At 71.4% G+C, this 25,839-nt stretch carries 19 protein-coding genes; 6 read left to right on the top strand and 13 right to left on the bottom strand.

What is annotated here, in order from left to right:
• Window positions 1-14: 14 nt before the first annotated feature.
• Window positions 15-749 (bottom strand): dethiobiotin synthase, encoded by a 735-nt coding sequence (gene bioD, locus ACFHWT_RS10430; protein ID WP_416594396.1) that lies wholly within the window; start codon window positions 747-749, stop codon window positions 15-17.
• Entirely contained in the window at window positions 737-1,876 is a 1,140-nt protein-coding gene (locus ACFHWT_RS10425) for an 8-amino-7-oxononanoate synthase (protein WP_416594395.1), read from the bottom strand. The genes bioD and ACFHWT_RS10425 overlap by 13 nt, the downstream gene beginning before the upstream one ends.
• 41 nt (window positions 1,877-1,917) lie before the next feature.
• Here ACFHWT_RS10425 and bioB point away from each other — a divergent pair, with 41 nt between their 5' ends.
• Both bioB and ACFHWT_RS10415 read left to right on the top strand, forming a co-directional pair.
• Window positions 1,918-2,913, top strand: a complete 996-nt coding sequence (bioB, locus tag ACFHWT_RS10420; protein ID WP_416594394.1) for a biotin synthase BioB — start codon at window positions 1,918-1,920, stop codon at window positions 2,911-2,913.
• 10 nt (window positions 2,914-2,923) lie between these two features.
• Window positions 2,924-3,112: a hypothetical protein gene (locus ACFHWT_RS10415; protein WP_416594393.1), complete on the top strand. Its 189-nt coding sequence runs from the start codon at window positions 2,924-2,926 to the stop codon at window positions 3,110-3,112.
• A 78-nt stretch (window positions 3,113-3,190) separates the two neighbouring features.
• Here ACFHWT_RS10415 and ACFHWT_RS10410 read toward each other — a convergent pair whose 3' ends face one another.
• Entirely contained in the window at window positions 3,191-7,375 is a 4,185-nt protein-coding gene (locus ACFHWT_RS10410) for an NACHT and WD repeat domain-containing protein (RefSeq protein WP_416594392.1), read from the bottom strand.
• Between the two features lie 259 nt (window positions 7,376-7,634).
• Here ACFHWT_RS10410 and ACFHWT_RS10405 point away from each other — a divergent pair, with 259 nt between their 5' ends.
• Both ACFHWT_RS10405 and ACFHWT_RS10400 read left to right on the top strand, forming a co-directional pair.
• Window positions 7,635-8,822, top strand: coding sequence for a S8 family peptidase (locus ACFHWT_RS10405; RefSeq protein ID WP_416594391.1), 1,188 nt, complete (start codon window positions 7,635-7,637; stop codon window positions 8,820-8,822).
• A gap of 32 nt (window positions 8,823-8,854) precedes the next feature.
• A complete protein-coding gene (locus tag ACFHWT_RS10400) occupies window positions 8,855-9,634 on the top strand; it encodes a lysozyme (RefSeq protein ID WP_416594390.1) in 780 nt (259 codons plus the stop codon).
• Window positions 9,635-9,745: 111 nt separating this feature from the next.
• Here ACFHWT_RS10400 and ACFHWT_RS10395 read toward each other — a convergent pair whose 3' ends face one another.
• The 10 genes from ACFHWT_RS10395 to ACFHWT_RS10350 form a co-directional block, all read right to left on the bottom strand.
• Window positions 9,746-10,930, bottom strand: coding sequence for a low temperature requirement protein A (locus ACFHWT_RS10395; RefSeq protein ID WP_416594389.1), 1,185 nt, complete (start codon window positions 10,928-10,930; stop codon window positions 9,746-9,748).
• Window positions 10,931-11,086: 156 nt separating this feature from the next.
• On the bottom strand, window positions 11,087-13,405 hold the full coding sequence (locus tag ACFHWT_RS10390; RefSeq protein ID WP_416594424.1) for a glycoside hydrolase family 9 protein: 2,319 nt from the start codon (window positions 13,403-13,405) through the stop codon (window positions 11,087-11,089).
• Between the two features lie 498 nt (window positions 13,406-13,903).
• Complete coding sequence (locus tag ACFHWT_RS10385) at window positions 13,904-14,971, bottom strand: GNAT family N-acetyltransferase (RefSeq protein ID WP_416594388.1); 1,068 nt, start codon at window positions 14,969-14,971, stop codon at window positions 13,904-13,906.
• Window positions 14,972-15,106: 135 nt separating this feature from the next.
• Window positions 15,107-15,961 (bottom strand): amino acid-binding protein, encoded by an 855-nt coding sequence (locus ACFHWT_RS10380; protein WP_416594387.1) that lies wholly within the window; start codon window positions 15,959-15,961, stop codon window positions 15,107-15,109.
• Between the two features lie 213 nt (window positions 15,962-16,174).
• Window positions 16,175-17,221 carry a LacI family DNA-binding transcriptional regulator gene (locus tag ACFHWT_RS10375; protein ID WP_123600762.1) on the bottom strand — a complete coding sequence of 349 codons (1,047 nt, stop codon included), beginning with the start codon at window positions 17,219-17,221 and terminating at the stop codon, window positions 16,175-16,177.
• 86 nt (window positions 17,222-17,307) lie between these two features.
• Window positions 17,308-18,729 carry a GH1 family beta-glucosidase gene (locus ACFHWT_RS10370; RefSeq protein WP_416594386.1) on the bottom strand — a complete coding sequence of 474 codons (1,422 nt, stop codon included), beginning with the start codon at window positions 18,727-18,729 and terminating at the stop codon, window positions 17,308-17,310.
• A complete protein-coding gene (locus tag ACFHWT_RS10365) occupies window positions 18,726-19,625 on the bottom strand; it encodes a carbohydrate ABC transporter permease (protein WP_233605723.1) in 900 nt (299 codons plus the stop codon). The genes ACFHWT_RS10370 and ACFHWT_RS10365 overlap by 4 nt, the downstream gene beginning before the upstream one ends.
• 6 nt (window positions 19,626-19,631) lie before the next feature.
• The gene (locus ACFHWT_RS10360) at window positions 19,632-20,618 is read right to left on the bottom strand and encodes a carbohydrate ABC transporter permease (RefSeq protein WP_416594385.1); all 987 of its coding nucleotides are present in this window, start codon (window positions 20,616-20,618) and stop codon (window positions 19,632-19,634) included.
• A gap of 137 nt (window positions 20,619-20,755) precedes the next feature.
• On the bottom strand, window positions 20,756-22,057 hold the full coding sequence (locus ACFHWT_RS10355; protein WP_416594384.1) for an ABC transporter substrate-binding protein: 1,302 nt from the start codon (window positions 22,055-22,057) through the stop codon (window positions 20,756-20,758).
• Between the two features lie 331 nt (window positions 22,058-22,388).
• A complete protein-coding gene (locus tag ACFHWT_RS10350) occupies window positions 22,389-22,934 on the bottom strand; it encodes a plasmid pRiA4b ORF-3 family protein (protein ID WP_278168202.1) in 546 nt (181 codons plus the stop codon).
• 205 nt (window positions 22,935-23,139) lie between these two features.
• On the opposite strand from ACFHWT_RS10350, the gene ACFHWT_RS10345 reads away from it, so the two are divergent.
• Entirely contained in the window at window positions 23,140-23,913 is a 774-nt protein-coding gene (locus ACFHWT_RS10345) for a pyrimidine reductase family protein (protein WP_416594423.1), read from the top strand.
• A 164-nt stretch (window positions 23,914-24,077) separates the two neighbouring features.
• Complete coding sequence (locus ACFHWT_RS10340; protein WP_416594422.1) at window positions 24,078-25,823, top strand: ATP-binding protein; 1,746 nt, start codon at window positions 24,078-24,080, stop codon at window positions 25,821-25,823.
• Window positions 25,824-25,839 lie beyond the last annotated feature (16 nt).

The raw sequence follows: 25,839 nt of genomic DNA, 5'->3' as shown, positions 1-25,839 counted from the left end.
CCGAGGTCGGGTGGTCAACTGGTCTCGTCCGCCCACGCCCGCCAGTCGTCCAGTACGCCGTACAGCGCCGGGGTCAGCCAGCCGGGCGCGGAGCGGCGGAACACCCCCGGTTCGAGGGTGCCGGCACCGTCGGGCACCGCGCCGACCATGGTCGGCACCAGTTCGCTCAGGTTCGCCCAGTGCACCAGGTCGGGCTCGGCCGGCCAGGCGCCGAGCACCACGCCGGCGGGGACCGCCCGGCGGTCCAGCGCCTCCAGGGTCAACGCGGTGTGGTTGAGGGTGCCGAGCCCGGCCCGGGACACCACCACCGCCGGCGCGCCGAGCGAGACCGCCAGGTCGGCGATGGTCCATGGCTCGCCGGAGGGTCGCAGCCCCATCGGCACCAGCAGCCCGCCGGCCCCTTCGACGAGCACCAGGTCGTGCATGTCGGCCTCATCGCGTACCGCGTCGACGGCCGCGTACAGCTCCAGCGGCTCGGCCGCGGCGACCCGGGCGGCGGCCAGCGGCGCCAGCGGCTCAGGGTAGCTGGCGATGGTGCGTACGGTGGCCGGGTCGGCCAGCCGGGTCACCACGTCGGCGTCCGACGGCTCGCCGGTCGCTGTGCCGGTCTGGCCTGGTTTGACCATCGCCACCCGCAGGCCGGCGGCCTGGGCGGCGGCGGCGATCGCCGCGGTCACCACGGTCTTACCGACGCCGGTGTCGGTGCCGGTGACGACCACCGCACCGTGCCAGCCGGTCACGGCGCGCACTCCACGATCACGTCGAGCGCCCGGTCGAAGTCGGCCCGGGGGATCCCGGCGTTGACGGTGACCCGCAGCCGGGCCCGCTGGTCCGGGGTGGACGGTGGCCGGAAGCAGCCGACCGCGACCCCCCGGTCCCGGCAGTCCCGGGCCCAGGCGAGCGCGGTCTCCGGGCCGGGCGCGCCGATCGACACCACCCCGCCGGCCGGTGGCCCGCCGACGTCGAGACCGGCACCGGTGAACCGGCGCACGGCGGCGGCGACCCGGTCGGTCAGCTCGGCCCGCAGCCGCGACCCGTCGCGGGCCAGGGTCAGCGCGGCGTGCGTCCCGGCGGCGACCGCCGGGGCGAGCGCGGTGTCGAAGATGAAGGTACGCCCGGTGTCGACCACGTGCCGGATCAGCGGCTGCGGGCCGGCCAGCACTCCCCCGGCACCGCCGAGCGCCTTGGACAAAGTGGCGGTGACCACAACGTCGGGTTGGCCGGCGAGCCCGGCGGCGGCGACACCGCCGGCACCTGCCGGCCCGATGACACCGAGCCCGTGCGCGTCGTCGACCAGCAGCAGCGCACCGTGCCGGCGGACGACCGCGTGCAGCGCGGCAAGCGGTGCCGGGTCACCGTCGACGGAGAAGACCGACTCGGTGACGACCACCGCGGGCCGCTCGGGGTGGGCGGTCAGCACCGCGTCCACGGCGGCTGGGTCGGCGTGTGCGACGACCTCGGTCTGCGCGCCGGCGAGCCGGCCGCCGTCGATCAGCGAGGCGTGGTTGTGCGCGTCGCAGACCAGCAGGGTACGGGGCCGGACCAGCGCCCGGACCGCGCCGAGATTGGCCAGGTAGCCGGAGGAGAAGACGAGCGCCCGATCGGCGCCGAGCCAGTCGGCCAGGTCGGTCTCCAAGGCGGCGTGCGCGTCGGTGGAGCCACGGACCAGCCGCGAGCCGGTCGCGCCGAGGCCGTACCGGTGCAGGGCGTCCGCCGCCGCCGCGACCACCTCGGCGTGAGTGGCCAGCCCGAGGTAGTCGTTGCCGGCCAGGTCGGTCAGCGGGTCGTCGGCGGTACGGGGACGCAGCTCGCGGGCCAGCCCGGCCTTGGCCCGCAGCTCGGCCCGCCGCCGCAGGCCGTCCAACCAGTCCGCCACGGGTCCCCCTCGTCGTTCGCGCCGCCTTGTAGGGTACGACCATGTCCGACATCCTCGACCTAGCCCGCGCCCAAGTCCTGGAGCGTGGCGTCGGCCTGGACGAGGCCGAAGTCCTCGCCGTGCTACGGCTGCCCGACGAGCAGGTCCCGGCCGCGCTGCAGCTCGCCCACGAGGTGCGGATGCGCTGGTGCGGGCCGGAGGTCGAGGTGGAGGGGATCGTCTCGCTCAAGACCGGCGGCTGTCCGGAGGACTGCCACTTCTGCTCCCAGTCCGGCCTGTTCGCCTCGCCGGTACGGGCGGTATGGCTGGACATCCCGTCACTGGTCGAGGCGGCGAAGCAGACGGCGGCGACCGGGGCCACCGAGTTCTGCATCGTGGCGGCGGTGCGGGGACCGGACGCCCGGATGATGCGGCAGATGCGCGAGGGTGTCGCCGCGATCCGGGCCGAGGTGGACATCCAGGTCGCGGCGTCGCTCGGGATGCTGACCCAGCAGCAGGTCGACGAACTGGTCGACATGGGGGTGCACCGGTACAACCACAACCTGGAAACCTGCCGCTCCTACTTCCCGAACGTGGTGACCACGCACAGCTTCGAGGAGCGGTGGGAGACGCTGCGGATGGTGCGCGATTCCGGCATGGAGGTGTGCTGCGGCGGCATCCTCGGCCTGGGTGAGACGGTCGAGCAGCGGGCCGAGTTCGCCGCGCAGCTGGCCGCCCTCGACCCGCACGAGGTGCCGCTGAACTTCCTCAACCCACGGCCCGGCACGCCGCTGGGTGACCGTCCGGTGGTCGAGGCCCGGGACGCGTTGCGCGCCATCGCCGGCTTCCGGCTGGCGATGCCACGAACAATTCTGCGGTACGCCGGCGGCCGGGAGATCACTCTCGGCGATCTGGGCACCCGGGACGGGCTGCTCGGCGGCATCAACGCGGTGATCGTCGGCAACTACCTGACCACCCTGGGCCGCCCGGCGACGGAGGACCTGGCGCTGCTGGACGACCTGAAGATGCCGGTCAAAGCGCTGTCGGCGACGATCTGAGGGGCCGGGTGTGGAAGCGACCTGGTGCGACCGGTGCGGTGCCGGGACCAGCGTCGGCGACCACGACGGCTGCGCGGCGGCGCGGGCCTGGGAGCCGCCCCGTTTCTGCGCCCGGTGCCGGCGGCGGATGAAGGTGCAGGTGCTGCCGGCCGGCTGGTCGGCGCGGTGCGTCGAGCACGGCGAGGTCCGGTCGAGCTGACCGGCTGTGCCGCCCGGCCGAGCTGACCGGCCCGGCTGTCCGTCCGGTCGAGCTGACCGACGGCCTGGCCGTACCCTGTCAGCGGCACCGACGCGGCGGCTCGTCGCCGACCGCGAGGGCTGCTGGCGTCGCCACCTCGCAGAGCCGGGCCGCCACCCGGTCCGGGTCGAGGTCCCACACCTGGGCGGAGGTGTCGGTCGAACCGCTGACCAGCAGCCCGTCGCGGGTGAACGTGATCGCGTTGACGTTGTCGACGTGCCCGACGAGCACCGCCGTCAACTCGCCGCTGTCGACCTGCCAAACCCGGACCAGGTCGTCGCTGACGGCGGTGGTGACCAGCCGTTCGCCGTCCGGACTGAAGGCCACCGCGGACAGCCGGGTGGTGGGCGTGTCCACTGTGCCGACCAGGTCGAGTCCGGCGACGGTCCGCAGCTCGACCTGACCGTTGCTGCGGGCCACCGCGACCAGATCCCCGTCCGGGCTGACCGCGACGCCGGTGAGTTGAAGGTCCGGGATGACCGCCCGGTCCCTACCGGACAGGTCGGCGGTGTGCCACGATCTCAGCTCGGCCCGCGTCACCGCCTCGTCGCTGCTCACCACACCCTGGTTGGCGGTCGCCAACAGCGTGCTCCCGTCGGCGCCGAACTCCAGCGCGCTCACCGCGCCGCCGGTCGGCAGGAAGGTCGGTTCGGCGTCCCGGTCGAGCCGCCAGACCAGCACCCCGTCGTCCTCGCCGGCCGGGTCGAGCACGGCGACGGCGAGCATCCGGCCGTCCGGCGAGTACGCCGGGTGCCTGGTCGTCCAGCCGTCCCGCCCGGCGGCGGTGTCGTGCCCGACCGGCTCACCGGCAACGGTGTAGCGCAGCACACCGCTGCCGGCGGTGCTGACGGCGAAGGTGCCGTCACCGGCGACCGCGACACCGGTGACGGTGTCCGACGCACGGACCGTGGCCCGTACCGCGCGGGTGCCCAGCTCCCAGATCCGCACCGCGTCGTCGCCGGCGGCGGTGACGACCCGGTCCGCCGCCGGGTCGACCGCGACGAACTGGACCGACTGCGGGTGCCGCAGCAGCACCCCGGTGCGCCGGAACAGCATGGTCGGGGCGTCCGGTCCGGTGACGGCGACGATCCGGCCGTCGGCGGACACCGCCACGTCGGCGACGACCCGGCCCAGGTAGCCGGTGAAGGCCGAGGAGACCACCCCCGTACTCAACGCCCAACTGTCGATCCGACCGGTGCGCCACCCACCGGTGGTCAGCAGCGAGCCGTCCGGGGTGACGGCGAGCGGCACCGCGGCGCGGAACGGCCCGGCCGGCAGAGCGGTACGCTCGCCGGACGACACCGACCAGCTGTCCAACGCCCCGTCGGGTCCGCTGGTCACCAGTACGTCGTCCGGGCCGAACATCACCTGTTGGGCGGCGGGCAGGCTCCGGATCAGGATCCGGTCGGTCAGCCGCCAGACCTGGACGTCACCGTCGGTGGGGTTGGCGAGTGCCAGCAGCGTACCGTCGGCGTTGACGGTCAGGTCATAGCCGAGCATCCCGGTGGGCAGCGACCACTGCAGTTCGCCGGTGGTCGCCGACCAGCCGCCGATCTGCAGCTCGGGTGACAGGTCGGCGCCGAGTCGTCCGGTGACGACCGTGGCGCCGGTGGGCAGCCAGCCGAGCGCGCCGACCGCCGGCAAGATGTGCCGCAGCTGACCAGTCGACACGTCCCAGATCCGGACTCCGTCCCTACTGAACGAGCCGGAGGCAAGGAACCGGCCGTCCGGGGAAAAGGCCAGGGACACCACACCGGTGTCGGTGGCGTGTCGCAGCTCGACGTCGCGCTGGCGCAGGGTGGCGACGTCCCAGAGCCGGACCAGACCGTCCTGGTGCCCGACGGCCACCACCGTGCCGTCCGGGCTGACCGCAGTGGACAGCCCGCCGGGCTCGGTGCCCAGCGGCCCGATCGTCACCGCTGCCTGCGCCGACAGCAGCGCACCGTACGCCTCGACGGTGGGTGCCTGGTCCCAGGCGTCCAGCGCCCTGCCGACGGCGAGCAGGTCGTCGTCGGCGGCCGCGGCGATCTGCGACTCGGCGGCCAGCTGTCGGGAAGTCGCCTGCCGGCGTTGGTCCTCGGCGGCGGCCTGCCGGTTCACCGCGACCAGCCCGCCGGCGACGGCGAGCAGCAGCGCCGCCGCGAGACCCACGGTCAGCCGGCGCAGCCGCCGTACGCCGCGCAGCCGGGCCAGTTCGGCCGCCTCGGCGGCGGCCACGCTCGCGGACAGGAAGTCGACCTCCGTCGCGGACAGGTCGTTGCGGTCGATCTGGTCCCGCACCAGCGCCAGCCGGGTACCGCGCAACAGCAGGTCGGGGTCGCGGCCGGCGGTCCGCCAGTCCTCGGCGGCGACGGTCAGCCGCTGCCGCCGGATCAGTTCGTCCCGTGCCTCGACGAGCCAACTGTCCAGGCGCGGCCAGTTGGTCAGCAGCGCCTCGTGGCTGATCTCGACGGTGTCGGCGGCGACGGTGACCAGCCGGGCCCGAACCAGCCGGGACAGCAGGTCGGCGTCGAACAGCCGGCTGGCGCCCCGACAGCGGGCCACCGCCCCGGTGTCGGTGACGGTGACCAGACGCAGCATCGCGGTCCGCAGCGCGGCGCGGCCGGCGGGATCCAGGTCGAGGTGGATCCGCTCGGCCGACTCGGCGACGGCGCGCCGGATCCCGCCGGTGGCCCGGTAGCCGGCCACGGTCAGCCGCCGTCCGTCGCGCCGTTGCCAGGTCGCTCGCAGCGCGTGACCGAGCAGCGGCAGCGCTCCCGGGTCATAGCCGGCCGGTGACGTCGCGTTCAGGTCGGTGAGCAGCAGTTCGACCAGCCCAGGTTCGATCTCCAGGCCGGCCCGCGCCGCCGGTTTGGTCACCGCGCGACGCAACTGGTCGGCGTCCATCCGGCCGAGGACCAGATGCCCGGCGGCCAGCGCGTGGGCCAGCGGCGGCAGTTCGGCGCAGTCGGCGTAGAAGTCGGCGCGGACCGCGATCACCACGACGGCCGGCGCGGCGGCGGACAGCGCGGTTACGAAGGCCAGCCGGTGGGCCGGGTCGGCGCACTCGGTGAACAGCTCCTCGAACTGGTCCACCACGATCACCAGCCGACCGTCGGCGGGCGCGGCCCGGGCGGCGAGCGCACCGAACAGCTCCGGTGCCGCGTGCATCCGCGACGAAGGCAGGTCCGCGGCGTCCGCGCCGGCGGCGACGAGCGTACGGTCGACCAGCTCGTCCAACGGCCGGGCACCCGGGGTCATCAGCAGCCACGGCCACCGGCCCGCCGGGCCGAGCGCACCGGCGGCGATCGCCGGTAGCACCCCGGCGCGCAGTACCGACGACTTGCCGACCCCGGACACTCCGGTGACGATCAGCGGTGGACCACCCACCGCCTGCTCGGCGAGGCGGCTGAGCACCTGCGCGGTCTGCTCCTGGCGGCCGTGGAACCAGGGCGCGTCCTCGGGCTCGAAGGCGGCCAGACCGGGGAACGGGCACACCGGGTCGTCGGTCGCGTCCGGGCCGGGGTCTGGCCGGTCCGGTTCGACCTGCGGTTCGGCAGCCACCCGCACCCGGCTGCTCAGCTGGGTGATGGTGAGCAGTTGCCGGCGTACCTGATCCATCTCGACGCGCTGCTCATGGCTGCGTTTCGCCAGCTCACGGCGGACCTCGCCGAGCACCCGGTGGACGTCGGTCAGCATCCACCGCAGCGCGCCGACGTCGTGGCCGAGGGCCTGGAACGTGGCGGCGAGGTCGTCGCGCAGCTGCGCGTCGGTCTCGGCCGCGGCGGCCAGCGCCACCTCGACCGCGTCGATGCCCCGCAGCAGCTCACCGAGTTCGGCGCGGATCGCGTGGGACTGTTCCCCTTCGTCGGCGAGTCGGGCCAGGAGTTCCTCGGCCAGCGCGTCGCGCCACTGCGCCTCGGTGGCCCGCCGGCCGCGCATCCGGTCGGCGGTGTCGACCAGTGCGTCGGACAGGTAGCCGCCGCCGATCTGGCCGAGTTGTTCGACGGCTGCGGCGAGCAGCCCGCCGGAGCCGATCCCGGCGGCGATCGGCGCCAGCGCCGAGGCGGTGAGAAAGGCGAGGATGCCGTACGGGGTGGCGTCGCTCAGTCGTGCCCCGGAACGACGTGCGGCGGCGCGGACCCAGTCACGCACGCCGCGTCGGGCCCGCGCCGTGGCGTCGCCGCCGCGTCCGGCGTCGCCCGAGCCGATATCGTCCGCAGCGGCGCCGTCCTGATCGGCCATGCCCGTCCTCCTCGCCCCGATGCGTCGCTACACAGTGAACAGCAGCCGGGCCGGCGGGCGGTGAGGACGCGCCGCAGTCCGACAACCGCCGGCCATCGCCGGTCGCACCGCTCCCCAGGGCAGCACCATAACGTCAACTAGATATCCATGATGATGGGTATCTAGACAACTACTCCTAGCAAGAGAGTAGGGGGTGAAGCTCGGCCCGCCCGCCGTCGACGCGGGTGGGGCGGGTCAGACCTGTCGAAGGGGACGTCCTGTGACCATTTCCGCAACCCGGAAAACTCTCACCGCCGGGCTGACCGCGCTGCTGGCGCTGGTCAGTTGGCCGGCAGCGGCCCAGGCCGCCGGACCACTCGGCGAGATCCGGCGGGCCGGTGGCGCCACCGCCATCCCGGACAGCTACATCGTGGTGCTGGACGACGACGCGGCCACCGCGTCGACGACCCGGCGGCTCGCCGACCGGTACGGCGCCGCCGTGCAGTATGTGTTCGACACCGCCGTCGAGGGCTTCACCGCCCGGATGAGCGCCACCGCCGCCCGCCGGCTGGCTGCCCACCCGGCCGTCGCCTACGTCGAGCAGGACCACACCGTCGCGCCGTTGACCGCCGGCGTCCAGCTGAACCCGCCGTCCTGGGGACTGGACCGGATCGACCAGCGCAACCTTCCGCTGGACAACCGCTACGCCTACCCCACCACCGCGCCCAACGTCCACGCGTACGTCATCGACACCGGGATCCACCGGACGCACAGCGACTTCTCCGGCCGGGTCAGCCCTGGTTTCGACGTGATCGACGGTGGCCCGGCCGACGACTGCAACGGCCACGGCACGCACGTCGCGGGAACGATCGGCGGCAGGGCGTACGGCGTCGCGAAGGCGGTCCAGCTGGTGCCGGTACGGGTACTCAGCTGCAGCGGCTCGGGGTCGATCTCCGGGGTGATCGCCGGAATCGACTGGGTGACCGCCAACGCGATCAAGCCCGCCGTCGCGAACATGTCGCTCGGCGGCGGTGCCAGCAGCACGCTGGACGCCGCGGTCGTCAACTCGATCCGGTCCGGCGTCACCTACGCGGTGGCCGCCGGCGGCTCCAACACCAGCGCGTGCAACACCTCACCGGCCCGGGTGCCGGAGGCGCTGACCGTCGCCGGTACGACGATCACCGACGCCAGAATGAGTTCGGCGAGCTACGGCTCCTGCCTCGACCTGTTCGCACCCGGGGCGAGCATCACCTCGACCTGGCACACCGACAACTCCGCGGTCCGGGTGCTCAGCGGCAGCTCGATGGCGACCGCGCACGTCACCGGCTGTGCGGCGCTGGTCGCAGCCAGGAACCCGTCGTGGAGTGCGGCGCAGGTCGGTAACTACCTGATCCGCAACGCCACCACCGGCGTCGTCACCAACCCCGGGGCGGGCAGCCCGAACCGTCTCGTCTACTGCGCCGGCTGACCGCCGGACCGACCCGCGAGGAGGAACAGACGATGGCAACGACCGTCAGCGTGCACCCGCCCACCCGTACCGGCAACGCCACCGGCCGCCGGCTGCTGGCCACCGGCCTGACGCTGATCCTGACCACCGCCGCGCTGGTAACCGGCATCACGGCACCGGCGCAGGCGGCCACCACCCCGGGCATCGACGTCTCGCACTGGCAGGGCTCGATCAACTGGACCAGCGTGCGCAACAGCGGCATCCAGTTCGCCTACATCAAGGCCACCGAGGGCACCAGCTACAAGGATCCCCGGTTCAACATCAACTACGTCGCCGCGTACAACGCCGGGGTGATCCGGGGGGCGTACCACTTCGCGCTGCCGGACCGGTCCTCCGGTTCGGTCCAGGCCAACTACCTGGCCAGCAACGGCGGCGCCTGGTCGGCGGACAGCCGAACCCTGCCGGCTGCGCTGGACATCGAGCACAACCCGTACGGCGCGATGTGCTACGGGCTGAGCCAGTCGGCGATGCGGAACTGGATCAGCAGCTTCCTGAACACCTACCGGTCGCGCACCGGGCGGTACGCCGTCATCTACACCACCACCAGTTGGTGGAGCAGTTGCACCGGCAACTGGACCGGACCGTGGAGCAACCACCCGTTGTGGCTGGCCCGATGGGCGAGCAGCCCTGGCACCCTGCCGGCCGGCGCACCGTACTGGTCGTTCTGGCAGTACACGGCCAGCGGCAGCGTCCCTGGCGTCTCCGGCGCGGTCGACCGCAACCACTGGAACGGCACCCGCGCCCGGTTGGTGGCGCTGGCCAACAACACCTGACCCTGGTCGCTCGGCGCCCCGGCCGGACCATGCGGGCCGGCCGGGGCCAGCGACCCGCCGGTGCGGCACCCCCGGCTGGGCGGCCGTCACCCGCGGCGAAGGCGCCGGTGGTCACAGCGGCGGAGCGGGCGGCACCGGGTTGCGCCGGCCATGCAACGCCAGGTCGAACAGGATGATCACCGACAGCACCAGGTTCGCGCAGATCGCGACCAGCAGGGCCGGTCCGGCCAGCAGCGCCGGTACGGTCAACGCCAGCAGGAGCACGCCCGCCAGCAGCGGCCAGGCGACCCGGCCGAACACCTCGTACTCGAGTCTGCTGCGGCCCAGCAGGAAGATGATCGGTCCACCGATCATGATGGTCAGCCAGTTGACCGGCACCGGGTCGGTCGGGTGTTCGATGATGAACTTCGCGCTGGTCGCGGTGGCCACCACGCCGGCGATAATCAGCAGATGGGTGTACGGCGCGGAACGGGTGAACCGCCCCGGATTGCGGGCGGCCTCGATCGCCTCGGTCAGCCGCGCCCCGGCGCAGTGCACGTAGAGCCGGAACAGGATGGTCGCGCTGGCGAAGGCCACGACGAATCCGGCGGCGCTGCCTGCGGTGACCTCGGTGCGGCTGGACGCCAGCCCGGCCACCAGGATGATGTCGCCCAGGGCGATGATGAAGAACTGGTGATACCGCTCGGCCAGGTGCTCGGCGGTCGGGTTGAACTGGGTAGCCGGGATCCGCCCCCGACGGGGGACGGGGTAGCCGAGGGCGAAGACCGTGTAGTCGATGGCCAGCCCGACACTCCACAGTGCCACCCGGGCGGTCTCGTCGACCAGCACACCGGCCAGCCAGGGAACCGCCGAGGCGGCGAACCAGCCCCAGATCCGCACGGCGCGCTGCCGGGCCATCTGGTCGTGCAGCGCGACGAAGAAGAACAGGCCGCGGCCCAGGTGGATGGCGACGTACGCGCCGACGAAAATGGCCGCGCGGTCAGTGAAGGCGGCCGGGAGCGCTGCCGTCATCAGCAGCACACCGAACATGATCCCGACCGTGACCACCCTGATGGCCCGACTCTGCGGGTTGTAGAGATCGGTGACCAGGGTGGTCACCACCCACACCCACCAGACGGCGAGCAGCAGGATCGCCGCCTCGACGACGCCCAGCGGGCTCAGCCGCCGTGCCAGGGTCTCCGACAGCAGGGCGAGTGCGACGACGAAGGCCAGGTCGAAGTACAGCTCCAGGAAGGTGGCGCGCCGCGGTGCCTGCTCGCCACGGAGCAGGCCGCGCGGGTCGCCGGTCGCCGTCACGACCGCACCGGGAAACGGGCCGACCGGTCGGCACCGGAAGACGAACTGGACGACATATCGGTCTTATCGTACGGCCTCGGTCGGCCGTCACCGGCCCGATCACGGTGACCGGCCCGGCCAGGGCCGGGCCGGTCACTGTGGGTCGACCAATCGAGATCAACCGGCCGTACAGGCCAGGCCGTTGACCGTGAACGAGGTCGGCCGGGGGTTACTGCCGGAGTGGGTGCCGTTGAAGCCGATGCTGGTGCTCGCGCCGGGTGCCAGGCTGCCGTTCCAGGCCGCGTTACCGGCACTGACCTGGTTGCCGCTCTGCGACCAGCTGGCCGACCAGCCCTGGGTCACCTGCTGGCTGCCCGGGAACGCGAACCGCAGCGTCCACCCGTCGATCGTCGACGCACCGGTGTTGGTGATCGTCACCGATCCGGTGAACCCGGTCGACCAGTCGTTGGTGGTGTAGTCGATTCGGCAGCCGAGCACCGGCGGGCCGCCGGTCGGAGTTGGCGACGGCGACCCGGTCGGGGTCGGAGTCGGGGTCGGCGAGACCGAGGGCGAGACGGACGGCGACGGGGTCGGCGAGACGGACGGCGACGGGGTCGGACCGTCCGGCTCCTGTCCCCAGATCAGCGTGCCCGCCTCGTAGAGCGGGACCGCCCGGTTCGGCCCGGCGGCCGCCTGGTAGGACGGATCGTTCGCCGGGTCCCAGGTGCCGCCCTCGGCCACCCCGATCTTCAGCTGCACCTCCATCCGGTGCGCCGACTGACCGGCCGGCGCGATGGTGTGCCCAAAGCAGTCGACCTCGACGTACCACAGGTCACCCGAATGCTGCCGGGCCTCGGTGGGTTTCGGACATCCCTGGCTGTACGGGCTGCTCACCTCCAGCGCACCGGCACCGTCCCGGACGAAGTAGTACCGGAATGTCGCACCGGTCAGCGCCCGGGCGGGAAACGCCGACTTGTTGTAGATCATCACCTTGACCCCGGTCGACCGGGTCTCGTTCTGCATGACCGTCGTCTCGATGGAGATCTCGTCGATGTCCGGCGTCTCCGGCTGCGGGAAGTCGGGCAGCGGTGTGCCGCCGTACTCCTGATGCAGCCGGACCAGCGCGGAGGTGAAGCCGGCGTTGTAGTCGGTGGCGACTTCGTTCATCACGTAGTCGTCGCGGCGGTCGGTGTAGGCGTCGTCCGGCGCGGACGGACCGCCCACCAACGCCCCGTACAGCACGTGCCGGGTCTCCTCGGGCACCTGCATGCTGTCCCACCAGGAGCCGTGCGCGGTGCGGTGGTGCGGGTTACGCGGCGGGTTCGCCCCGAACCCGATGACGTAGCTGGAGTTGCGCGGGTTGTCGCCGAGCGCGTAGTCGATCTGCCGGACGGCGAAGTCGTGGTAGCGGGTCCGGCGGGTCGGGTCGGTGATGTTGTCGCTGTAGACCAGCGCGGCGAAGGCGGTGTTGGCGGCGTAGCGCAGCGCGCCCCAGGTGTCGAGCACCGCCATCCCGCCCGGTGAGGTACGCACCTTCTCGCCGTTGACGCCGACGGTCCAGTAGTCCAGCCAGCGGTTGGCGTCGTCGACGTACTTCTGCTTGCCGGTCAGGTTGGCCAGCAGCACGTACGCGCCGAACTGCTTGTTGTCCCAGGCGAGGGTCCACTTGTAGGCCCGGGTGTCGGTCTGCGGCTCGGTGCCCAGGTTGTCGTACTCGGCTTCCGCCTTGGCCAGGTAGGACGCCTCGCCGGTGGCTCGGTGCAGCCAGATGGCGCCCCAGACCAGTTCGTCCTGGTATCCGCTCCATGACCGGTAGAAGCTGGTCGCATCGGTGATGCACTCGTGGTACGCCTTGCGCACGGTGTCGGCGAAGGTGTAGAGCTGCCGGGCGTGACCGACCAGGGTGTCGGCGTACCCCGGATCGGTCGGCCGGAAGACCATCGACGACGCGGCCATCGCGGCCGCCGTCTCGGCCGCCAGGTCCGAGCCACCGCAGGTCGCGTCGATGCGGTACGCCGGACGCGCCATCGGCATCACCTCGGCCGGACCCCACCACTTGTGGTCGTCGTCGCCCTTGCCGACCTGGCCGTAGAGCACGTTGGGCGACGGATGCGCCTTGATGAAGTAGTCGTTGACGAACCGCAGGTTGTTCAGCAGGTGCGGCAGCTGCCCGGAGCTGGCGTAGCCGGCCCGGTATTCGACCGCACCCCAGGCCAGCATGGTGGTGGTGAAGGCCATCGGGAATCCGAACTTGACGTGGTCCCCGGCGTCGTACCAGCCGCCGGTGAGGTCTAGGCCGACGTCCGCCCCGTCGTCGAGTGCCGAGTCCGCCCGCCAGGAGACCCGGTTCCACTGCGGCAGCGGGCCGGACTGCTGCGCCTCGTAGAACAGCAGCGACTTCTGCAGCGCCTCCGCGTAGTTGAACGGTGGTGCCGCGGCGGCACCGGGTCGCGGGACCGCGGCTGTCGCGGCTGCGGCGGTGAGCAGGATGGCCATGCCGGTGGCCGCCAGCCTGCGCCACCAACGAGTCCGGCCGGCCGGCCGATTGTCTGCGCGCACTACACTCGCTCCTGTCCGTGGAGCCGCGCGCGGCAACGCGTCGTGGAGGACACCGAGGGGCGGATGTGGGCGCATCCGCCCCTCGCCTCATGCCGATCGCGCTGTCGCGGCGGTCAGCGGCCGGCCCGCTGGTGGGGTGCGGGGCCAGCCGGTAGATGGCGGTTGATGGTTCTCGGTTGGTGGTTCACGGGTCACGACGCCAGCCGGCGCCGACGCGGTGGGAGCGCTCCCATCGACAGGGAGCGATCGTCACGCGTACCGATGATTTAACCGCCTCGGCCCGGCTTTGGGAAGCCCGCAACCGCGACCAACCGGCACAGGCAAAGGGGCGGGGTCTCCTCCTGCCGTCCTACAGGAGGAGACCCCGCCGTGCCACCCGGACCTCGCGTCCAACGCACCGGACCCGCACCAGGACCGGGACGTCGGGGCAACCGCCTAGGTCGTGGTGGCGGGAGTCGGTGCCGAGATGCCGACCGGCCGATCGACCAACGGCACCGTGACGCTCATCATTTCCCCGTCGCGCTCGACCGGACCCGGCCGGTGCAGCCGGGCCAGGGTACGCAGCATGCCGAGATCATCGGCGGCGACGTGTGCCACCAAAGCCGCCTGCCCGGTCCGACCGGCGTGCCCGGCCAGCCTGCGCAGCAGCGCCGTACCGACCCCGCGCCGACGCCACCCGTCCTCGACCAGCAGTCCGACCTCGCCGAGGGCACCCTCGACGATCAGTTGCCCGACACCGACGATCCGGTCCGCCGCCGCGCTGGAGTCGACCGCGACCAGCAGCGCACCCCGGGGCTGTTCCAGCATCCGCCGCAGCCGGGCGGCGACGACCTCGGGCGGTCGGCCGACCAGACCGGGCGTACGGCTCTCCGGCGAGCACCGGACCACCATCGCGTGCAGCGCGTTGAGATCGTCGGAGACCGCCGGCCGCAGCAGCAACTCGGCACCGTCCGGCATCATCAGCGTCACCTGATCGCCGGTCCGCCGGTTGACCGCCGCCGCCAACTCGACCAGGGCCTGCGCCCGGGCAAACTCGGCTGGGGTGAAGCTCGGCTCTCGCCGGACGACGTCGTAGCAGCCACCGGCCGGATCCGGCAGCCGCATCGTGTTCGTCGACCGGGCGGCCACCTGCGAAGCTGGCGCCGGCCGCCAGGTCACCGAGCCGGCACCGAGCAGGGTACGCAGCACGTCACCGAGCGCCTCCGGATCGCGGACCAGCCGGTTGGCCAGGGCGAGCGCCCGGGTGGGCTGGTCGGCCAGGCCCCGGGCCTCGGCCCGGGCAGCCCAGGCGTCCCGGCCCCGGCCACGCTCCACAGCGGCGACGAGATCCTTTTCGGTCATCGCGTCCGGCGCGTCAACGAGAAAGTCGTCGACCGCCCCGGCCTCGGTGGTGTGCACCTGAACGGCAAGGATGTTGACCGCACGCAAGGCCAGGCTGGCGGTCAGCACGGCCAGGTAGCCCGGCCGATCGTCGACCGTCGCTCTGATCCGCCACAGCGCCATGGCTGCTCCTCTCCCCAGGTGCTCGGTGCCCGCTTGGTCAACGCCGCACTGCGCCCGCTTCCTACCTTGCCGCCGTGCTGTTTCCCTCAGGTTGCCCGGCGGTGACTTCTCGCGGTGCCGTCTGCGACCTGCGTCTCACCGTCTGGCGGCGACCGGATCGGCGGACACCAGATCCAACCGGTCGCCCAGGATCACTGTCGCCGCCCGGACCAGCTGCGCGATCCGGTCCACCTCGGTGACGTGGAACGCGGCTGCCGGCAACCCGTCCCCGTCGACCCGGGACACGATCAGCACCAGCCCGGCCCGGCCGAACGGCACCGAGGCGTACCGCACCCCGTCCGGGCCGTCCATCGGCCGGGCCCGCAACGGAGTGACCTCAGGCAGCCGCAGCGGGACCGGCGCGCGCCAGCTCGCGTAGGCCACGGCCGGTTCGCCGCCCGTAGGGGACTCGTTTACCGGCACGGTCAGGCCGGTCATGAAGTCGTCATCGGGCAGCTGACCACCGTCGAACCGCGACTCGGCACCGGGCGTCGGAGCGGGCCCGGCCAGCCCGGCGGACTGCGCCGTGGCGGCACCGGCCGGCGGGCGGGACGCACTGCGGATCGCCCAGTCGGCCGGCACCACGGCCGCGGCCGCCCAGTCGGCTGCCAGCAGCCCCGGCACCGCATCGACCAGCGTGGCCAGGCCGTCGACCGGGTTGGCGGCGACCTGGGCGAGCAGTTCGGCGTCCTGACCTCCGGTCACCGGAGTGCCGATCGCCCGCCAGACGCCGTCGACCTGGACGCCGGGAATCGCGGCCAGTCCAGCGAGCAGCCGGTCGACCCGGGCAGCGCCCGGCCACACCACGGTGAAGTCGTCCACCGCCCGACCACCCAGCCGCTCCAGGACGGTCACCTGGACGATGTCGGCGCCCGCGACGCCGAGTGTGCGGGCCACCTGGCCGAGTGCACCGGGCCGGTCCGGCAGGGTCACGCGAACCCTCAGCAACATGTCAGTCCTCCCGTAACGCAGGCCAGCCCCTCCCCCGGTCGACAACCAGCCTGCCCGATGACCATTTCATCCCTGTTGCGATGACATGACTCGGCAGGAAAACCCCTGGAGAACAGGGTTGGACACGCTGCACCATCACCCGTTCGGATGATCTTCACCAGCCGGGCCGAGTAGTCGCGGACAGGCCGACGCAACCGGCAGGCCGACGCACGGTCAGGCCGAGTCGCGGGCCACCATGTGGGTCTCCAGCAGGACGTACGGGACCTGCAGCTCATCGTGCCGGATCCGGGACAGCAGCAGTCGGGCCATCTGCCGGCCCATCTCCTCCACCGGCTGGAAGACGGTGGTCAACGGCGGATCGGACTGCCGGGCGATCGGGGCGTCCTCGAACCCGACCACCGCCACGTCGTCGGGCACCCGGCGGCCGGCCTCACGCAACGCCCGCAGAGCGCCGCAGGCCATCAGGTCGGACGCGACGAACACCGCGTCCAGATCAGGATGGCGCTCCAGCAGCTGGCGCATCGCCGCGGTGCCGCTGCCCTCGCTGAAGTCGCCGTACGCCACCAGGGATTCGCCGCCCGGCGGGCCGCTGTGCCGAATCGCCTCGTGGTAGCCGGTCAACCGGGCGACGCCGACCCCCATGTCCTGCGGGCCGGCGATGGTGGCGACCCGCCGCCGGCCGCCGGCCAGCAGGTACTCGACCGCCAACCGGGCGCCACCGGCGTTGTCGACGTCGACGAAGTAGGCCGGACGCGCGTCCGGATGCAGCATCCGGGCCGGCCGCCCGCCCAGAACGCTGGGCAGACCGCGCTGTTCGAGCAGGGTCGGCAGCGGATCCGCGTCGTGCAGCGACAGCAGCAGTACGCCGTCGACGTGCTGGTTGGTCAGATGGTGCTCGACCCGCTCCCGTTCGGCGGGTGACTGGGCCATGGCCAGCCAGAGCTGCATCGGGGTGTCGAGCAGCCCGGAGCTGATGCCCCGGACGATCCCGGCGAAGAAGGGTTCACCGAAGACCCGCTCCTCGGATTCGGAGACCACCAGCGCGACCGAGTCGGTCCGTTGGGTGACCAGCGCCCGGGCTGCCCGGTTCGGCACGTACCCCAGCTCGGCGATCGCCTGCTGCACCGCTGCCCGCGCCTCGGGGCTGACCTGCGGCGAACCGTTGACGACACGGGACACCGTGCCCCGGCCTACCCCGGCACGCGCGGCGACCGCGTCGAGGGTGGGCCGCCCGAGTGACCGGGTGCGCTGGGTTGTCATCGTCTGTTCCTCCGACCCTGGGCCGCCGGCGCCGGTCCCGGTGGGGAACCGGCGCCGCGCGGCCCGTTATTGCTGGCTGACCACGCCTATTGTGCGGCCAGACCGTTACGTCGGATCACATCGGCGTACCACCTGGCGCTCGACTTGGGGATCCGAAGCTGGGTGTCGTAGTCGACGTGGATCATGCCGAAGCGCTTCGAATAGCCCCAGGCCCATTCGAAATTATCCATCAAAGACCATGCGAAGTAGCCCCGCACCGGCACTCCGTGGGAGATTGCCTCGTGACAGGCACGCAGGTGAGCGTCGAAATAGGCCAACCTGTCCGGATCATCGACTTTGTCGTTGACGACGTCGTCGACGTAGGCCGAGCCGTTCTCCGTGATGTAGATCGGCACCTCAGGATACTCGTCGTTGACCCGGCGCAGCACCTCCACCAGGCCGGGGGCGTCGACCTCCCACCCCATGTCGGTCACCGGGAGCCCGCGGGTGACAAATCGGATCCGCTCGCTACCCGGCCAGCAGGACGGCTCGTCGGCCGCGTCCGGTGCCGGCGCGCCGCTGACCACGTGCCGGCTGTAGTAGTTGATGCCGAGCACGTTCAGCGGGGTGGCGATGACGTCCAGGTCGCCCTCGCGGACGTGGGCCAGATCGGTCACCGATTGCAGGTCCGCCACCACGTCCTGCGGGTACCGCCCGAGCAGGATCGGGTCCAGGAAGATCCGGTTGGCCAGACCGTCGATACGCCGAGCCGCGTCGACGTCGACCGCAGAGTCCGTCTCCGGCGACACCGCGTACAGGTTGAGCGTGACGCCGAAGTCGTGGTCCGGCCGGACCGCGCGCATCGCCTGTACCGCCAGACCGTGGCCGAGCATCAGGTGGTGGGCGGCCCGGACCGAGTCGGCGCCGTCGGTGATCCCGGGGGCGTGCACGCCCGAGCCGTATCCCAGGAAGGCCGAGCACCAAGGCTCGTTGAGCGTGGTCCAGTACCGCACCCGGTCACCCAGCGCCCCGTGTACCAGCTCCGCGTAGTCGGCGAACCGGGCCGCGGTGTCCCGGGCCGGCCACCCGCCGGCGTCCTCCAGCGGCTGCGGCAGATCCCAGTGGTAGAGGGTCAGCCACGGCTCGATGCCCTGGGCCAGCAGCTCGTCGACCAGCCGACGGTAGAAATCCAGCCCGGCCTGGTTGGCCGCGCCGGACCCGTCGGGCTGCACCCGTGGCCAGGACACCGAGAACCGGTACGACTTGAGGCCGAGCTCGGCCATCATCCCGACGTCCTCGCGGTACCGGTGGTAGTGGTCGCAGGCCACGTCCCCGCTGTCCCCGCCGAGCACCTTGCCCGGAGTGTGACTGAAGGTGTCCCAGATGGACGGCTTGCGGCCGTCGATGTTCGCTGCGCCCTCGATCTGGTACGCCGCGGTGGCGGCACCCCAGAGGAACCCGGGTGGAAAGAGTAGCTGCCCGGAGCCTTCGCGGAACTCGGCGGTCTGCGGACTTGCTGCTTTGGTCACGACTTGACGGCGCCTTCCATGATGCCGCCGATGATCTGGCGGCCGAAGAGGATGAAAACAACGAATAGCGGGAGCGTCGCGATCAGCGTTCCCGCGAAAATCTGGGAATTGTCGGCGAAGTACGCCGAGTTCAGGCTGCGCAGGGAGATCTGCACCGTCGGGTTGGTCGGGTCGGCGAGGACCACGAACGGCCAGAAAAACTGGTTCCACTGCTCCATGAAGGTCAGCAGACCGAGCACCGCCGCCGCCGGGCGCAGCGCCGGAACGACCACATGCCAGAAGATCCGCCAGGTGGAGCAGCCGTCCACCCGGGCCGCCTCGATCAACTCGTTGGGCACCGCCTGTTCGGCGTACTGCCGCATCATGAAGATCCCGAAGCCGCCGATCAGGAACGGCACGATCACCGACGGCATGCGGTTCAGCCAGCCGAGCTCGGACATCAGGATGTAGAGCGGGAGCACGCCGAGCTGGATCGGGATCATCATCGAGGCGAGCACGACGAGCAGCAGCGCGTTCTTGCCCCGGAAGCGCAGTTTGGCGAAGGCGAAGCCGGCGAGTGAACCGAAGAAGACGGTCGCCACGGTGATGGTGCCGGACACCAGGACCGAGTTCATCAGCCCTTTGAGAATGTTGGCGTCCTGGTTGGCGAGCACCCGACCGATGTTCTCACCGAGGTTGCCGCCGGGCAGGAACGGCGGCGGCCAGGCGTTGGCTGCGTCGTTGGTCCGCGACGCGATGACGATCATCCAGTAGAACGGGAAGAACGACAGGAGCACGCCCAGGATCAGGCCGAACCAGGTCAGCGGGCTCGCCTTGAACAGCCGCTCCGAGGTCGACGACGGGCCCTTGCCGCGCTTGGGCTTGTTGGCCACGGGTTGCAGGGTTGCGGTGGTCATCGCGCCTCACTTGTCCGAGCTGATCCGGCGGGCCAGCAGATAGTTGACCAGCGACATGAACGCGATGAGCAGGAAGAGCAGCAGCGATACGGCGCCCGCGTAGCCCCACTGGAACCGCTGGTTCATGACGTCGAGCAGATACATGGTGATCGTCTGGAACTGACCCTGGGAACCGCCGGAGATGCCGCCGGGTCCGCTGGTGAACAGCAGCGGCTCGGTGAACAGCTGCAGTCCGCCGATCGTCGAGATGATCAGGGTGAAGATGATGGTGGGTCGCAGCTGCGGCACGGTGATCGACCAGAACTGCCGGGTCCGCGAGGCGCCGTCGAGCGCGGCGGCCTCGTACATGTCCTTCGAGATCGCCTGCATCGCGGCCAGGTAGATCAGCGCGTTGTAGCCGATCCACCGCCAGTCGACCATGGTGGAGATGGCGAACCAGGACCCGAGCTTGCTCGCTCGGAAGTCGATCGGTTCGACGCCGAACAGCGACAGCAGCCAGTTGACCAGGCCGAAGTCCCGCGCGTAGATCATCGAGAAGATCAACGCGACGACTGCGGTCGAGGTGATGATCGGCATGGCGATGGCCAGCCGGAAGAACGTCTGTCCCTTGATCCGCCGGTTCAGCGCGTTGGCCAGCATCAGCGCGATCAGCAACTGCGGGACGGTGGACATCAGGAACATGCCGAACGTGTTGTAGACGGCGTTCCAGAACTGCGGGTCGTCGGTGATCAGCCGGACGAAGTTGTCCAGGCCGACGAAGCTGATCTCGGCGTTGAGCGGCGACCGGTCGGTCAGCGCGATCCAGACGGTGTAGACGATCGGATAGACGCCGAAGATCGCGAAGATCACGAAGAACGGCAGGACGTAGAGGTAGGGGGAAAGTTTGAGGTCCAGTCGGGTCAGCGAGCGGCGCCGGGCCGCCCCACCGCCGGCCGGACCCGCCCGGTGGCCGCGCGGCTGCGCCGGCGCGGGGGTGTCTAACTCCAGGCTCATCGGGAAAGTCCTTCAGTTGTACGGCGGCCGGCCGCCGTCGGCCAGGGGGTCAACGCGCCGCTGGCACCGCGACGCGGCGGGTGAGATGGCGTCGGCAGGTCCTGCCGACGCCATCTCACCCGGTTTGTCACACCGCTTTACCGGCCGGCGGCCGTGCCGTTCGTGATGGCGTCCTGCCACCCCTCGTCCGGCGACTGGCCCTGCTCGACCGCCCGCAGCGCGTTCTCCACCGCGGTACGGACCGCCTGGTTCTTCGGGCCGAGGTAGACCGGCTTGAGCTCACTGGCGCCGGCGGCGAAGATCTCGCCGGTCGGGGCGTCGGAGAAGTACTCGTTGACCGCCTCGGCGACCTTCGGGTCGGCCAGCGCCTGCGGCGAGGACGGCAGGTTGCCGACCGCCTCGAAGGCGGCGATGTGGCCCTCCGGGCTGGTCAGGTACTTGACCAGCTCGGCGGCGGCGGCCTGGTACTTGCTGGAGGTCGGCACCGCCAGGAACGAACCGCCCCAGTTGCCGCCGTTGCCCGGCGCCTTGGCGATGTCCCACTTGCCGGCGGCCTCCGGGCCGGCCTGGCCCTCGATGACACCGGTCATCCAGGCCGGGCAGGCGATGGTGGCGAAGGTGGCGTTCTTGAAGCCGGCGTTCCACTCGTTGGAGAACGACTGGAGGTTGTTCGACAGCCCGGCCTCGATCATGTCGGTGGTGAGGTCGAACGCCGCCTTTACGTCCGGGTTGCTCTCCATGACGAACTGGTTTTCGGTGTCGTAGTAGGTGTACCCGGTGCCCTCACCGGCGATCTGGCTCAGCACCAGGTTGTAGAAGCTGGTCGCCGAGTCGACGAACGCCTTGTCCGGCGTGGCCTCCTTGAACTGCTCACCGACCGAGATGAAGTCGTCCCAGCTCGACCAGAGCGCCCCGACCTCGTCCCGGTCGGTCGGCAGGCCCGCCGCCTCGAACAGGTCCGAGCGGTAGCACAGGGCCATCCCGCCGACGTCGGTGCCGAGCCCGAGCACCTTGCCGTCGGGCAGCACGCCGGCTTCCCACTTCCACGGCAGGAAGTTGCCCTCGAGCTCGTTGGCGCCGTGCTCGCCGAGGTCGACGAACTTGTCGGCCTGGGCGAAGAACTGCGACATCGTGCCCTCTTCGATCGCCACCACGTCTCCGGCTCCGGAGCCGGCGGTGATCTGCTGGGTGAGTCGGGTGTTGTAGTCGCCGAGGCCGAGGCCTACGCCTCGCTGCTGAACAGTGACGTTCGGGTTGTCGGCCTCGTACTGCTCGATCAACTCGTCGTATCCGAAGCCTGCGTCGCCGAAGATGTCGACGACCAGGGTGATCGGGCCGTCCGGATCTGAATCGGCGTCGTCGGAGCCGCAGGCCGTGGCCGTCAACATGACAGCGGAGGCGAGTGCGACCGCGGCGTACCGCCGGAGCGTGACGCTCATCCTGACCCCTCTCAAGGTCGCTTTTCGTGGTGGGGGGTGACCGTGTGGTGTCCGCCGCGACAACGGGAACTGCGTTGGCGAAAGGGGTCCGTCGCCGGGGAGCGGGCACTGCACGACCGCGCTCCGCGGTTGGTCAAGCAAGTGACGTGGATCTCACTCACCCCGGCCGGGAGCGCTCCCATGAGATTGCCGGGAGGTTTCGGAGGTGTCAAGGGGCCGATGGGAGCGTTCCCATTTCGTTACTGCCGAATCCCGGGTGCTCCCGCGTCAGATTCCGGTCGTCCCGGCCGGGTGGTGGTCGAGCCGACCGGGTGGTAGGTCAGCGTGGTGGTCAGGTGAGCCGGCGCAGCAGGGTGGTGACCCGCGCCGGGTCGAACCCGAACCGATCGAACGTCGCGCTCACCCAGTCGGCCATCTCGGCGTGACGCGGATGCGCCGGATCGGCGATCGCGGCCCGGAACTCGGTGTACCCGAAGGCACCACCGACGTCCTCCGGGGGGCACGCCTGATCCCCGTCGACACAGAGCGGATAGCGCACGTCCGGTTCGGGCGCGGTGACGTCCTCGACGACGACGTCGTGCTCCCACCAGTCACCGAAGTCGTACGTGTAGCGGAACCGGGCCCCCTTGGTGGCCACCGCGTCCAACCGGGTGTCCAGTTCGTCACGCAGCAGCAGTTCGCCGGCCGGATCCGGCTCGCCGTACTGCGCTCCGTTGATCTCGAACGAGTGCAGGTGGCAGTCGCGCCAGCCCATCGCGTGCTGAATCACCCGGTGCACCCGGTCGAGCGTGTACCCGCCCGGCACCTGGACGCGGCGCCACACCGGCGGCGCGATGTCGGACAGGGTGACCAGCAGGTGGAAGATCTGACGGGGCATGGCCGCCCTTTCTCTGACCTAGGCTCGAACCCATGATCTGCGCTGCGTGCCGGAGAGGCCAGCACGATGGGTGTCGGGGTGGTAACTGGTGCGACTGCCAGCACCGTACCCCCGCTCCGACCCCACCGGTCACCGGTCCGGCCGGCGAATGACCGACCACCCGCCGGCCCTGGACGCGTCGGCCCTGGACGCGTCGGCCCCGGACATGCCGACCCCGGACCCGCCGGTCCGCCGGTTCGGGCCACCGCCGGCCGGGCCCGCGCTCGACGATCCGGCCCTGATCGAGGCATACGCCGTCGCGCCCCACGATCACCTCAGGGTGAACTTCGTGACCAGCGTGGACGGGGCAGTCGCGGTGGCCGGCCGGTCCGCCGGATTGTCCGGACGCGCGGACAAACGGGTCTTCGGCGTACTGCGGATGCTCTGCGACGCGCTGCTGGTCGGTGCCGGCACCCTACGCCAGGAGCAGTACCGGGCGCTGCGGCTGGACGACCGGCGCCGCCGCTGGCGCCGGGAGCACGGCCTCCCCACCCACCCCACCCTGGTCGTCGTCTCCGCCTCGCTCGATCTCGACCCGGACCAACCAGCCCTGGCCGACGCACCGGCGCGGCCGATCGTGCTCACCACGACCGACGCGCCAGCCGACCGGCGACATCGACTGGCCCGGGTCGCGGAGATCGTCCCGGCCGGCGAGCGCACCCTCGACCTGACCGCCGGGCTGAGCCAGTTGCGCGCCCGCGGCCACCGTCGGCTGCTCTGCGAGGGCGGCCCGGTGCTGCTCGGTTCGCTGACCGCCGCCGACCTGGTCGACGAACTCTGCCTGACGGTCTCCCCACTGCTCGCCGGTGCCGGTGCCGGCCGGATCAGCGCGGGTCCGGCCAGCCCGGTGCGGCAGCTACGGCTGGGCCAGGTGCTGGCTGCCGACGACGGCACGCTGCTGCTCCGCTACGCCCGACCCAACCACGGTCAATCACCTTGAGTAAGAATGCGATCACCCGAAGGCGGTGGATCGGGTCGATCGGACCCCACCGCCGGTGAATTCGGCCGGGCGCGCCGAGTCGGATGCCGTACTGGTCGTACCCGTGGGGCAGGATGCAACCCGTGGGCACGACGCAACCGGACTTCAGCGACCAGTCCATCACCATGAGTGACACAACGCCGGAGGGTACGCCGGTGGGCCGGGTGCTGGGTACCGCCGACGCCACCCCACTGCAGTTCTGGACCGCGGTCGGTGCCGGCAACTATCTGCAGCTGGACGACGTCGTGGTGACCCGCCGCGAGCTGCCGGGCGCCGAGCCGGTGACCATCGCCGGGGTGGTCACCCAGGTCCGGGCCCGCCACGAAGGGGCGCAGTTCGACTCCGACGTCTTCGCCATCGCCGACGGCACCCTGCCCGCCCAGGTGCAGGAGGCCGCCGAGATCACCGCCACCCGGGTCGATCCGGAGATCTACGTACCGCCGGAGCCGGGTGCCCCGGTGTGGCGGGCCCAGGGCGACGCCCGCGCCCGCGCCCTGCACTTCGACCGGATGGAACGCCGGATCCCGATGGGTACCGGCCGCGACGGGGTGCCGGTCTACCTCAACGCGGACTTCCTCGACGGTCAGCGCGGCGCGCACGTGTCGATCTCGGGCATCTCCGGCGTCGCCACCAAGACCAGCTTCGCCACGTTTCTGCTCTACTCGGTGTTCCGCTCCGGCCGGCTCGGCGGCGACGCGGTCAACGCCAAGGCGCTGATCTTCAACGTCAAGGGCGAGGACCTGCTCTTCCTCGACCACCCCAACATCCGGCTCGATGAGGCGACGACCGCCGCGTACGCCAGGCTGGGCCTGCCCGCCGGTGCCTTCCCGGACGTGCGGGTCCACGCCCCGCCGCGCGCCGGCGACGCCTCCGGCACCCCCGACGTGACCAGCCGGCTCACCGGCGTGGACAGCTTCTACTGGACCGTCGCCGAGTTCTGCGACAAGCAGTTGCTGCCGTACGTGTTCGCCGACGCCGACGACGAACGCCAGCAGTACACGATGGTGGTGCACGCGGTCACCGCGTACCTGCGCCGGCACGCGCAACCCGCCGACGGCGGCATCAGCATCGACGGCCGGCGGATCGGCTCGTACGGGGATCTGGTCGACCACATCGTCGACCAGCTCGGCGACGAGGAGACCCGATCGGCTTGGGCCGGCTCGGCGGTCGGCATGGGTACGGTGAACGCGTTCGCCCGCCGGCTGATCGGCAGCAAACGCGACCTGGCCCGGCTGATCCGGGGCGACCTGGCCACCCGACGGCCGCACCAGATCAGCACCGACGACAGTGCCCAGGTGACCGTGGTCGACCTGCACAACCTGCCGGACCGGGCGCAGCGGTTCGTGGTCGGGGTGACGCTCAAGAACGAGTTCGACCGCAAGGAACGGGCCGGCACCGCCAAACCGCTGCTGTTCGTCGTGCTCGACGAACTCAACAAGTACGCCCCCCGGGACGGCTCGTCACCGATCAAGGAGGTGCTGCTCGACATCGCCGAGCGGGGCCGGTCGCTCGGGGTGATCCTGATCGGTGCCCAGCAGACCGCCAGCGAGGTGGAGCGGCGGATCGTCACCAACTCGGCGGTCCGGGTGGTCGGCCGGCTGGACCCGGCCGAGGCGTCCCGGCCGGAGTACGGATTCCTGCCGGCGGTACAGCGGCAGCGGGTGCTGCTGGCCAAGCCGGGCACGATGTTCGTCAACCAGCCGGACATCCCGGTCCCGCTCTGCCTGGAGTTCCCGTTCCCGGCCTGGGCCACCCGCTCGTCGGAGGCCGGCGACGCGCCGTCGGGCACGCTGCGCTCGATCGTGCAGGCCGCCGACCCGTTCGCGGTGGTCGGCGGCCGGTCCACGGCCGACGACGACATCCCGTTCTGACCGTTCTGACCCTGAG

It is taken from the genome of Micromonospora sp. LOL_021 (assembly GCF_048060215.1).
Lineage (GTDB): Bacteria > Actinomycetota > Actinomycetes > Mycobacteriales > Micromonosporaceae > Micromonospora_E.
The sequence above is the reverse complement of the archived record's forward strand: the minus strand, read 5'-3'. Positions and strand labels throughout refer to the sequence as shown.

Bases quoted from the DNA above. Each gene is read 5' to 3' on its own strand.
- bioB (WP_416594394.1), top strand. From the start codon at position 1,918: ATGTCCGACATCCTCGACCTAGCCCGCGCCCAAGTCCTGGAGCGTGGC.
- ACFHWT_RS10410 (WP_416594392.1), bottom strand. From the start codon at position 7,375: ATGGCCGATCAGGACGGCGCCGCTGCGGACGATATCGGCTCGGGCGAC.
- ACFHWT_RS10400 (WP_416594390.1), top strand. From the start codon at position 8,855: ATGGCAACGACCGTCAGCGTGCACCCGCCCACCCGTACCGGCAACGCC.
- ACFHWT_RS10390 (WP_416594424.1), bottom strand. From the start codon at position 13,405: ATGGCCATCCTGCTCACCGCCGCAGCCGCGACAGCCGCGGTCCCGCGA.
- ACFHWT_RS10385 (WP_416594388.1), bottom strand. From the start codon at position 14,971: ATGGCGCTGTGGCGGATCAGAGCGACGGTCGACGATCGGCCGGGCTAC.
- ACFHWT_RS10380 (WP_416594387.1), bottom strand. From the start codon at position 15,961: ATGTTGCTGAGGGTTCGCGTGACCCTGCCGGACCGGCCCGGTGCACTC.
- ACFHWT_RS10375 (WP_123600762.1), bottom strand. From the start codon at position 17,221: ATGACAACCCAGCGCACCCGGTCACTCGGGCGGCCCACCCTCGACGCG.
- ACFHWT_RS10365 (WP_233605723.1), bottom strand. From the start codon at position 19,625: ATGACCACCGCAACCCTGCAACCCGTGGCCAACAAGCCCAAGCGCGGC.
- ACFHWT_RS10360 (WP_416594385.1), bottom strand. From the start codon at position 20,618: ATGAGCCTGGAGTTAGACACCCCCGCGCCGGCGCAGCCGCGCGGCCAC.
- ACFHWT_RS10355 (WP_416594384.1), bottom strand. From the start codon at position 22,057: ATGAGCGTCACGCTCCGGCGGTACGCCGCGGTCGCACTCGCCTCCGCT.
- ACFHWT_RS10350 (WP_278168202.1), bottom strand. From the start codon at position 22,934: ATGCCCCGTCAGATCTTCCACCTGCTGGTCACCCTGTCCGACATCGCG.
- ACFHWT_RS10345 (WP_416594423.1), top strand. From the start codon at position 23,140: ATGCCGACCCCGGACCCGCCGGTCCGCCGGTTCGGGCCACCGCCGGCC.
- ACFHWT_RS10340 (WP_416594422.1), top strand. From the start codon at position 24,078: ATGAGTGACACAACGCCGGAGGGTACGCCGGTGGGCCGGGTGCTGGGT.